The 9,863-nt window shown below is 69.2% G+C and carries 10 protein-coding genes and 1 pseudogene; 6 read left to right on the forward strand and 5 right to left on the reverse strand.

The window, feature by feature from the left end:
- Positions 1-96 precede the first annotated feature (96 nt).
- Together CU044_RS13495 and CU044_RS13500 are read right to left on the reverse strand one after the other, a co-directional pair.
- Positions 97-936: a MerR family transcriptional regulator gene (locus tag CU044_RS13495; protein ID WP_129768779.1), complete on the reverse strand. Its 840-nt coding sequence runs from the start codon at positions 934-936 to the stop codon at positions 97-99.
- Positions 929-1,465 carry a VOC family protein gene (locus CU044_RS13500; RefSeq protein WP_129768780.1) on the reverse strand — a complete coding sequence of 179 codons (537 nt, stop codon included), beginning with the start codon at positions 1,463-1,465 and terminating at the stop codon, positions 929-931. Before CU044_RS13500 ends, CU044_RS13495 begins: the two co-directional genes overlap by 8 nt.
- 365 nt (positions 1,466-1,830) lie before the next feature.
- On the opposite strand from CU044_RS13500, the gene CU044_RS13505 reads away from it, so the two are divergent.
- The 4 genes from CU044_RS13505 (at position 1,831) to CU044_RS13520 (ending at position 5,148) form a co-directional block, all read left to right on the forward strand.
- Positions 1,831-2,349, forward strand: a complete 519-nt coding sequence (locus tag CU044_RS13505) for a toxin-antitoxin system HicB family antitoxin (protein WP_129768781.1) — start codon at positions 1,831-1,833, stop codon at positions 2,347-2,349.
- A gap of 85 nt (positions 2,350-2,434) precedes the next feature.
- Positions 2,435-3,277, forward strand: a complete 843-nt coding sequence (locus CU044_RS13510) for a DUF4097 family beta strand repeat-containing protein (protein ID WP_129768782.1) — start codon at positions 2,435-2,437, stop codon at positions 3,275-3,277.
- Positions 3,278-3,355: 78 nt separating this feature from the next.
- Entirely contained in the window at positions 3,356-4,363 is a 1,008-nt protein-coding gene (locus tag CU044_RS13515; protein WP_193563956.1) for an ATP-binding cassette domain-containing protein, read from the forward strand.
- On the forward strand, positions 4,360-5,148 hold the full coding sequence (locus tag CU044_RS13520) for an ABC transporter permease (protein WP_129768783.1): 789 nt from the start codon (positions 4,360-4,362) through the stop codon (positions 5,146-5,148). The genes CU044_RS13515 and CU044_RS13520 overlap by 4 nt, the downstream gene beginning before the upstream one ends.
- Before the next feature lie 165 nt (positions 5,149-5,313).
- Here CU044_RS13520 and CU044_RS13525 read toward each other — a convergent pair.
- Positions 5,314-6,584 (reverse strand): annotated as a pseudogene (locus CU044_RS13525) (FAD-dependent monooxygenase).
- On the reverse strand, positions 6,581-7,975 hold the full coding sequence (locus tag CU044_RS13530) for an MFS transporter (protein WP_129768784.1): 1,395 nt from the start codon (positions 7,973-7,975) through the stop codon (positions 6,581-6,583). Before CU044_RS13530 ends, CU044_RS13525 begins: the two are co-directional and overlap by 4 nt.
- Positions 7,976-8,220: 245 nt before the next feature.
- Here CU044_RS13530 and CU044_RS13535 point away from each other — a divergent pair, with 245 nt between their 5' ends.
- On the forward strand, positions 8,221-8,844 hold the full coding sequence (locus tag CU044_RS13535; RefSeq protein ID WP_129768785.1) for a TetR/AcrR family transcriptional regulator: 624 nt from the start codon (positions 8,221-8,223) through the stop codon (positions 8,842-8,844).
- 91 nt (positions 8,845-8,935) lie between these two features.
- A complete protein-coding gene (locus CU044_RS13540) occupies positions 8,936-9,484 on the forward strand; it encodes a GNAT family N-acetyltransferase (RefSeq protein ID WP_129768786.1) in 549 nt (182 codons plus the stop codon).
- 22 nt (positions 9,485-9,506) lie between these two features.
- On the opposite strand, the gene CU044_RS38565 is transcribed toward CU044_RS13540, so the two are convergent.
- The coding region (locus CU044_RS38565) for a hypothetical protein (RefSeq protein WP_165371881.1) at positions 9,507-9,863 on the reverse strand (357 nt) is incomplete at its 5' end.

A 9,863-nucleotide genomic window follows, 5' to 3' on the forward strand; every position in this document is an offset into this window, starting at 1 on the left:
CCTGCGTCACCTTCTGTTGTGTATCGGTCGAGCCGGTGCTTCACGCAGCGGCGAGACACTCCATGGCCACGAGTGCCGGCTTCCGGACCCCGTGCTCTACCGCCAGGTCGCGGTGTCGGGGTCGATGCCGTGGGCGCGTGCGGCGGCGTCGACGATGTGACGGAACCATGTGGCGAGGCCGGCGCGGATGCCGTCGTAGTGGGCGGCGAACGCCGGATCGGCCTCGTACATGCGGCCGAGACAGACCTGCATCTGCCTGGTGAGGGGAAAGTACGCGGCGAACACTTCGCGGTGCCGCTCGACGAGTTGATTCGCTTCCGGGCTGCCAGGGGTGACCCCGGAGTCCATCGCGTCCGCGAGGGCGCGGTCGAGTCCGGCATTGGCGTCGGCGATGGACTGCCATTCCTCCGGACCGCGAGAGGCCGAGCGTTCGGCGTACTGCCGCCATTGCGTCGTGTCTCCGTAGCGCCGACGGGCCTGGGCGGGTCCGTCCGGGTTCCACTGGGGGCCGAAGATCGCGGCCTGCTGCTCGACGGTCAGCAGCAGGCCGCGCTCGTGGGCGTCGATCATCCGGTCCAGTCCGGCGCTGATCTGCCGGAGGCGGTCGATCCGTTCAGCGACCTGGGCGCGCTGCGCGCGCAGCGCGCCGGGGACGTCCGCGGTCGAGTCGTCCAGGACGGTCCGGATCCTGTCCAGGCCGAGACCGGTCTCGCGGTAGACGATGACGCGGTGCAGGCGTTCCAGATCACCGGCGGTGTAGAGCCGGTATCCGGCAGCCGTGCGCAGCGACGGTCGCACCAGACCGATCTCGTCCCAGTGGTGCAGCGCGCGGACCGTCACGCCCAGACGCGCCGAGACCTGACCGACGGTCAGGCCGGCGGCGTCAGTGGCGTCGCCGACGTCAGTGGCGTCGGTGGCGTCGGCGGCGTCAGGCATGCTCCTCATTGTCGCCGCGTCCGGCGCCCGGTGGGGTGATCCCGATGGCCGCGAGGTTCCGTGCCTCCTGACTGGCCGGATCGAAGGGCTTCGCCGCGGTGAAGACGATCCGTGCGTTCTCGGGGGTGATCACCTCCACGTCGCGGGTGTTCCAGGGGGTGTCCCGTGGACCGTCGACGGAGTCCGGGCGCAGCGCACGACAGGCCTCGACCAGGGAATCGACCTGGCCGAGCACGCACGCGAAGCTGAGGCTCATCGCCGGTGTCCGCTCCGGAACGCTCGCCGACGGGACGAGGAGTACGTCCTGGAACGCCCACCGGCGCAGATGCACAAGCCTGCCGGGGATGCTGAACAGCTCGATGAAGCCGAGCCCCCGAATCCAGAAGTCCACCGACGCCGCCATATCGCTCGTGGGGATCGTCACGAACGCGGGCATTCCATAGATGCCGCGGAACGGCTCCGGCGGAACCGCGTCCGGGCCGGGAGTGGGCACAGGACTCGTCTCGAACGCGTTGTAGTAGTCGCTCATGCCCCCCACGCTCCAGCCTCACGCGACGTGAGGGTCAAGTCCGATCCGGAATCTCTCCCGCCTCGGGTGGGCCCGGCCCGGTGGCGGACCGCGGCACACGGGGGCAGGCCACCCCCGTGTGCCCTCGCATGGCGCCACGCGGTGCCGGATGGCGCCGGATGGCACCGGATGGCGCGGCGTGGCGCTATCTGGCGCCATGTGGTGCCACTCCATGAACCCATAGGTGCACGAGTGCGCGTGGTGCCACAGCCGCCCAGGCAGGCGCCAGCATGTTTTCGCAGGTCAGGGCTGTTCGGTCGGCTAGCGAACCGGTGGTGTCACCTCATGGCTTGCGTGTGGAGCCAAAGTGGTGCCATGATGGCGTCATGGACCTCACCCCGTATGTCGAGACCCTCCGCCGCGAACTCGCGGTGGCCGCCGAAGCCGGCGGCGACGAAGCACGCGAGCTGGCCGAGCGGCTCACCGCTCCCCTGGAGTCGGCGACCCGGCTGACCATGCTCAGTGTGCTCTCCGCCGCGATGGACGAGGTCACCCGTGACATCGCCCCCGGCTCGGTCGACGTACGGCTGCGCGGGCTCGACCCCAGCTTCGTGGTGACCCCGCCGCCCACGTACGGCGGTGCTCCCACGGAACCGGCCGCGACCGTCGAACACCTCGTCGCCCCGGCCCCGGCAGACGTCGACGAGGGCGGCACCGCCCGCGTCAATCTGCGTCTGCCGGCCCACCTCAAGGCGCGCGCCGAGGAGGCGGCGAGCCGCGAGGGCCTGTCGGTCAACGCGTGGCTGGTGCGCACCGTATCGGCCGCGGTCGACGGCGGCACCCGGCCGCGTACGACGGAGAAGACCCGGACCGTCGGACAGAGCATCACGGGCTGGGTGCGCTAGCCGCGCGCCCCCGCCCGCACGACTTCATCCCACACCACGTCCCACCAGCGGGGACGCCCCGAAGACCCAACAGAACGGGACAGCCATGCCTTCTTTCGACACTCCCGAAGCGATTTCGGTCACCGCCTACGTGTACTCCGGTTCCCTCCAGTTCACCGCGGGCGACCGCCTCGACACCGTCGTCGAGGTGCGGCCCCGCGACGCGAAGAAGGACCTGGACGTACGGACGGCCGACCAGACCGAGGTCGCCTACGCGAGCGGCATCCTGACCGTCACCACGCCCAAGGCCAATCTGCTCGGGCGCGGTGGCACCGTCGACGTGACGGTGGAACTGCCTGCGGGCTCGCACATCGACGTGACCGGCGCCGGGGCCAGGGTGCTCGGTGAGGGCCGGCTCGGCGAAGTCCGTGTGACGACTTCGGCGGGTGACGTACGACTCGACTCGACGGGCCCGCTGCACCTGAAGGCGTCGCACGGCTCAACCACCGTCGAACGGGTCGAGGGCATGGCCGAGATCACCAGCAGCACCGGCAATGTGCGCGTCGGTCTCGTCGACGGCCCCGCCGTCCTGAAGAACTCGCACGGCACCACGACCGTCGGCGCCGTGACCGGCGAGCTGCGGGTGAACGGCGCCAACGGCGCCATCGACATCGCGCGCGCCGAGGCGTCGGTCACCGGCACCACCACCAACGGCGTCCTCCGCGTCGCCGAAGTCGCCTGCGGCACCGTCCAGTTGGAGACCTCCAACGGCTCCATCGAAATCGGTGTCCGCGAGGGCACCGCCGCCTGGCTCGACGTCAGCTCCAACCGTGGGCAGGTACGCAACGCGCTCGCCGCGTCCGAGGCCCCGGAGCGGACCGAGGACACCGTCAAGATCCGCGCCCGGACCAACTGGGGCAACATCGACGTCCGCCGCGCCCGGCCCTGATCCGCCCCGTCCCCGCACCGATCCCCCGACGGGCAAGTCCACTTCATCGCTCACCACGCTCTCGAACGGGAGGGCTCCATGCCTTCTTCTGTCATGTCCATGCCCGTGCCTCATCAGGGTGACGGTCACCCGTCGCCGGCCGCCGTCTCCACCGTCGGTCTGCGCAAGTCGTACGGCGACAAGACCGTTCTCGACGGCATCGATCTGCGCATCCCGGCCGGGTCCGTGTTCGCGCTGCTCGGCCCCAACGGCGCCGGCAAGACCACCGCCGTGAAGATCCTGTCCACACTCATCGCCGCCGACGGCGGACAGGCCCAGGTCGCGGGGCACGACCTCGCCACCTCACCGGACGGAGTACGCGCCGCGATCGGCGTCACCGGACAGTTCTCCGCCGTCGACGGGCTGATCACCGGCGAGGAGAACATGCTCCTCATGGCCGACCTGCACCACCTCTCCAAGCGCGAGGGGCGCCGGGTCGCCGCCGAACTCCTGGAGCGGTTCGACCTCGTCGACGCCGCCAAGAAGCCCGCCCAGAGCTACTCCGGCGGCATGAAGCGCCGCCTCGACATCGCCATGACCCTCGTCGGCAACCCGCGGATCCTCTTCCTCGACGAACCGACCACCGGCCTCGACCCCCGCTCCCGCCACAACATGTGGCAGATCATCCGCGAACTGGTCTCCGACGGCGTCACCGTCTTCCTCACCACCCAGTACCTCGACGAGGCCGACGAACTCGCCGACCGCATCGCCGTCCTCAACAACGGCAAGATCGCCGCCGAAGGCACCGCCGACCAGCTGAAACGGCTCATCCCCGGCGGACACATACGACTCCGCTTCTCCGACCCGTCCACGTACCGGAGCGCCGCCGCCGCCCTGCGCGAGATCACCCGGGACGACGAGGCGCTGACGCTGCGGATCCCCGGCGACGGCAGCCAGCGCGAGCTGCGCTCCATCCTCGACGGGCTGGACGCGGCCGGCATCGAGGCAGACGAGCTGACCGTGCACACGCCCGACCTCGACGATGTGTTCTTCGCCCTCACCGGCCCGGCCACTATCCCCAACCAGCCCAAGGAGAACGTCCGATGAGCGCCCTCTCCCTCGCCGTGCGCGACTCGTCCACGATGCTGCGCCGCAACCTCCTGCACGCGCGGCGCTACCCGTCGCTGACGCTGAACCTGCTACTGACGCCGATCATGCTGCTGCTGCTCTTCGTCTATATCTTCGGCGACGCGATGAGCGCGGGCATCGGCGCTGGAGCCGACCGCTCCGCGTACCTCGCGTACCTCGTCCCGGGCCTCCTGCTGATGACGATCGGGAGCACGACGATCGGGACCGCGGTGTCCGTCTCCAATGACATGACCGAGGGCATCATGGCCCGCTTCCGCACGATGGCGATCCACCGCGGGTCCGCGCTCATCGGGCATGTCGTCGGCAGCGTGCTGCAATCGGTGGCCAGCGTGGCCCTCGTCGGTGCCGTCGCGGTGGCCATCGGCTTCCGTTCCACCGACGCCACGGCCCTGGAGTGGCTCGCGGCGTTCGGCCTGCTCACGCTGTTCGCCCTGGCGCTCACCTGGATCGCGGTCGGGATGGGCCTGTCCAGCCCGAACGTCGAGGCGGCCAGTAACAACGCCCTGCCGCTGATGATCCTGCCGCTCCTCTCCAGCGCCTTCGTACCGCTCGACGCGATGCCGGGCTGGTTCCGGCCGATCGCCGAGTACCAGCCGTTCACCCCGGCCATCGAGACGCTGCGCGGGCTGTTGCAGGGCAGCGAGATCGGCCACAACGGGTGGCTGGCCGTGGCCTGGTGCCTGGGGCTGGTCGTGCTCGGCTACTTCTGGTCCACCTCGCTGTTCAACCGCGAACCGAAGTAGCGGGCGAAGGACCGGTCAGCGGCTCCTCCGAGGGGCCGCGCCCCGCACCTCGTCCCACGCCAGGGCGGCGTACCCCGACACCACGTCGGCGTACGCCGCCCGTCGGCGCTCCCCGCAGCCTGCCGGGTCCGTGTCGAGGCCACCGACGGGACCGCGTGCCCGGAATCACCTCCGGAGCGTGAATTCGGGCAGGGTGAGGGCCGAGTGGGCCGGTCGTCCCTCCGAGGGGGCATGGTGCCGAGATCGCGCAGCATGTCGTTGCGCTGCTCCAGGGCCCGAGCGGTGGTGGGGAAGAGTGCGGCGTCGCCCTCGCCGATCTGCTCCTGGTTCATGGTCACGAACGCACGGGTGTGGTGTTCGTAGGCGGCGAAGCCCGCGGTGTGGTCCCGGTCGGCCAGGGAACCGGCGAGCATGTACGCGCCGACGAGCGCGAGGCTGGAGCCCTGGCCGGTGAGGAACGAGGGTGCGTACGCGGCGTCGCCCACCAGCGCGACCCTGCCGCTGGACCAGCGAGGCATGCGGATCTGGCTGACCACGTCGATGAACAGGTCGTCCGCGTCGCGCATTGCGGCGATCATGCCGGGGACTTCCCAGCCCGCGTCGGCGAAGGCCGCGGCGACCAGGTCCCGTTGGGCTTCCGGGTCGCGGAGCGCGCCGGATGGTGGTTCCGGCCGGGCGAAGTTCAGGAAGGCGTGCACTGTGTCGTCGTCCCCTACGGCGTAGAGAGCGGCGGCTCTGCCCGGGGTGTTCCACATCATGATCTCGTGGGAGAGGGCGAAGGTGTTGGGCATGGTGAACACGGCGAAGCAGTACCCGAGGTATCGGTGGAACCGCTCTTCGGGGCCGAACAGGGACTGCCGGGTACGTGAATGCAGACCGTCCGCACCGAACACCATGTCGAACGCACGCCTGCCGCCCCCGCGGAAGGTGACGTCGACCCCGTGCCCGGACCGGCTGGACCGGCCGGACCGGCTGGACTGGACGGGCTGGTCGAGGGTCTCGACGGAGTCGTTGAACAGGAACTCCACGTCGTCACGTACCGCTGTGTACAGAGCGTCGGTCAGATCCCCTCGCCGCACTTCGAGGTCCCGCACTTCGGGGTCCCGTCCCTCGACACTGCCCCCGACGGTATGCGGGTTGACCGAGGCCACCTCGCCGCCGTCCCCGTCGAGGAAGGTGAACCGACGCGAGTCGACGTGTGCGTCCCGCAGCTGTGGCAGGATCCCCATCCTCCGGACGACCTCCAGTGCGGTGCCGCGCACGTCGATGGGGTATCCGCCGCTCCGTGGTGTGCCCGCCTTCTCCACCACCGTGACCGCGTATCCGTAGCGGTTCAGCCAGAACGCGAGGGCGGGACCCGCGATGCCGGCCCCCGATATCAGGACCTTGCGCCTCGGCGCGGTACGGATATCCGTCAACTGATTGGTGCGGGTCATGCCTTGACTCCTTTGCTCATGGTACGGACGACAAGCAGGGACAGCGCCGTGACGACGCCGGCGATGACGAAGCCGGTGACGAAGGCGGATTCGGCCGGGACGTCCATCCCGGGGCGGGTCCCGGCGGTGAGGAAGGCACCGCTGATCTGCGCGCCCGCGGCGAAGCCGATCACGCGGGTCACCAGAACCAGGCTGGTGGCGGTGCCGGTGCTGTCGTGATCGGCAGAGGTGGCGGTCCTGACGACCATCGCCGTGACGCAGACACCACTGGCCAGGGCGATCAGCGCCTTGCCGGCCATGAGGTGCCAGACCTCGCTGTGCAGGAACGCCAGGGAGACCAACGTGGCCGTCATGACGCCGATTCCGGCAGCGACCACGGCACTTGAGCCGAAACGCCGCGCAGCGGCCCCGCCGAGCGGCCCGCTGATCGCCGCCGTGACGGCGCCGGGCAACAGGTACCGCCCGATGTCGGTGGCATCGGCCCCGAATCCGTACCCGTCGGCGGACACCGCGAACAGCTGCGGAACGAGATACATCGACACCGAGGTGCCTACGCAGACGGCGAATGTGACCACGTAGGAGCTCCATATCGCGGGCTTCGCCACCAGGCGCAGATCGACCATCGGCGACGGGGACCGACGTTCAACGAAGATCCATCCGGTCACGAGGAGGGCCAGGAGCACGACGAGGGCGCCGAGCGCGCGTGGCCGGCCGCCGAACTCGGGCGCCATCGAGAGCCCGAGCATGAGCGCCAGCAGAATGCCGCTCAGGAGAACCAGGCCGGGCCAGTCGATCCTGGCGTCCGACCGGGCCGGCGGATCGTTCGGCATCAGCCTGTGGACGAACAGGGTCGCCACGACGATCGCGATCGTCGGTATCGCGAACATCCAGTGCCGGGACAGCCCTTCCGCGACGGGCCCGGCCATCAGCGTCCCCAGCATGCCGCCGCCCACGAACAACCCGCTGACCGTCCCGATGGCCACCTGGGACTGTCCCGTGGGGAGGTGCTTGCGTACCAGGATGAACGAGAGTGGCATCGCGCCCACTATCGCGCCCTCCAGTACCTGACCGAGCAGCAGCACCGGCAGGTTCGGTGCCAGCGAGGACACCAGACCACCGGCCGAGACCACTGCCATCAGCCGGAGCATGACCCGTTTCCCGCCGTAGCGGTCACCGAGGCTGCCCGCGATGGGCGTGAGGAGAGCACCGGTGATGAGCATCGTGATGCTGAGTAATGCCCCTTGGGCAGGACTCATCGATAATTCGCGTTGCAGCAGCGGGAGCGTCGGTGTCACCACCGACTCCAGAGCCCCGGTGGCGGCTGCCAGCATGCCGAGAGCCCCGACAGCGGCTTTCCCGACGCGGACCGGGGGAGCCAGGGTTGTGGTCATGAACGTCCTTTGCTTCGTAGCCACTTCGCGGCCGCTTCGTCACTGGGCGAGTAAGGGTTCGGCGGCGCGCCTGGCGCTGCCGCCCTGCCGGGCCCGGCGCGGACACAGGGGCCGGTCACGCGGGGCGCGGTGTGCACGTGGTGTTGTGGACAGGTCCGAGGCCGTTCGTCGGGTGAACCCGCGACGGCCTCTCCTCATCAGAAATTGCACTACACCGTGCAGTAAAGTCGGGTTAGGATACGGCCATGCCGACCACGAAGACACTGCGTGAGGGGTCCACGCGGAAGCGGGCCGCCATCCTCTCCGCGGCCCGGGAACTGTTCCTCGCCGACGGCTTCGACCGGACCAGCGTCGACGCGGTCGCCGCACGGGCCGAGGTGTCCAAGCGGACGGTCTACGACTACTTCGGCGACAAGCAGACGCTGCTGCAAGCGGTCGTCGACGCCGTCGGCCAGTCACTGGTCACCACGATCCGGGGCATCCTCGACGACACCCTCACCCACCCCATCGAAGCCGCCGATCTGGAGGACGTCCTGGTCACGTTCTCGATGCGCATCGCGACCGACATGCTCGGCTCGGCGGAGTACGCGACGCTGCAACGACTGGTCCGGGCGGAAGCCGGCCACCGGGGCGAGAACTCCATGGCCGACACCCCGGACGAGGCACTTGCCGAGCGGTTCGCCGCTTTCGCCGCGGCCGGGCTGCTCGACGTCCCCGACGCCCGGCTCGCGGCCGACCAGTTCATCGCGCTGACCTTCGGAGTCCCGCTCAACAGGTTCGGTTCGGCGAACGCGACGGAGGACACCCGCGTCCGGCCGCTCATCGTCGAGGGAGTGCGGACCTTTCTCCGGGCGTACCGGGCCCTGTAGGGCCGGGACGGGGAAGGCCGGGTCGTGGAGCCTGGACCACACCCAGGCCCTTGACCACTTGTCTGTCCGGAAGCGGTCCTAACATGGGGCCATGTCCACTACGCCGCCACGGGTCGAACTGTGCCCGCTCACCCTCGCCGACCAGGACGAGTTCTGCTCGCTCGTGAGGGCCAGCGCCGAGCTTCATGTGCCGTGGATGCAGCTGCCCGCGACGCCGGAAGAGTTCCAGAGCTGGATGCGCCGCTTCGAGGACGGCACCAACCGGGGCTTCGTGATCCGCGTTCAGGAGACCGGTGCGGCGGCCGGCATGGTCAACATCAACTCGATCATCCGAGGCCGTTACCAGGGCGCGTCCCTCGGCTATGCGGCCTTCGTCCCGTCCGCGGGACGGGGTTACATGACAGAAGGGCTCACCGCCGCCCTGCAACACGCCTTCGACGACCTGCGGCTCCACCGGCTGGAGGCGAACATCCAACCGGCGAACAAGGCGTCTTTGGCCTTGGTTCGGCGTCTGGGCTTTCGTTACGAAGGCCTGTCGCCCGCCTATCTCTATATCAACGGTGCCTGGCGCGACCACGAACGGTGGGCCATCGCCGCGCCATCCCCCTGGACGCCCGATCCTTCCCTCCCCGAGGTCTAAGGGCTGTCCGGTGGCTCGCACGTCACTCGAATGTGTGGACGACAATCCAGTACTCGTCGTCTTCGACCGAAACGGCAAACAGATTATGGCCGTCCGCGGAGAGCGCCAGGAATTCCGGCGCGCCTGTCGCGTCGGCGATACGGGAGGGGAGGTCGGTTCCTCTGGAATCCTTGACGCGGACCCATCCGATTTTGCTGCCTCCTTTTACGGGCGGCAGGATGAAAAATTCGTCATTGCTTGGGGTCTGAAGTGATCCGGAAATCTGTGCATACCATCGACGATCCAATTCCCCCATCGCTCGTACCGAAACGGCCGACTCGACGTCGATTCCTGCTACCGCGTGGATGGCGGCGAGGGCTGATGGGGCAGTTGCGGGAAC

The organism is Streptomyces sp. L-9-10 (assembly GCF_004151105.1).
Classification (GTDB): Bacteria; Actinomycetota; Actinomycetes; order Streptomycetales; family Streptomycetaceae; genus Streptomyces.

Coding starts and splice junctions, on each gene's coding strand:
- CU044_RS13520 (WP_129768783.1), top strand. CDS start 4,360: ATGAGCGCCCTCTCCCTCGCCGTGCGCGACTCGTCCACGATGCTGCGC.
- CU044_RS13540 (WP_129768786.1), top strand. CDS start 8,936: ATGTCCACTACGCCGCCACGGGTCGAACTGTGCCCGCTCACCCTCGCC.
- CU044_RS13505 (WP_129768781.1), top strand. CDS start 1,831: ATGGACCTCACCCCGTATGTCGAGACCCTCCGCCGCGAACTCGCGGTG.
- CU044_RS13530 (WP_129768784.1), bottom strand. CDS start 7,975: ATGACCACAACCCTGGCTCCCCCGGTCCGCGTCGGGAAAGCCGCTGTC.
- CU044_RS13510 (WP_129768782.1), top strand. CDS start 2,435: ATGCCTTCTTTCGACACTCCCGAAGCGATTTCGGTCACCGCCTACGTG.
- CU044_RS13515 (WP_193563956.1), top strand. CDS start 3,356: ATGCCTTCTTCTGTCATGTCCATGCCCGTGCCTCATCAGGGTGACGGT.
- CU044_RS13495 (WP_129768779.1), bottom strand. CDS start 936: ATGCCTGACGCCGCCGACGCCACCGACGCCACTGACGTCGGCGACGCC.
- CU044_RS13535 (WP_129768785.1), top strand. CDS start 8,221: ATGCCGACCACGAAGACACTGCGTGAGGGGTCCACGCGGAAGCGGGCC.
- CU044_RS13500 (WP_129768780.1), bottom strand. CDS start 1,465: ATGAGCGACTACTACAACGCGTTCGAGACGAGTCCTGTGCCCACTCCC.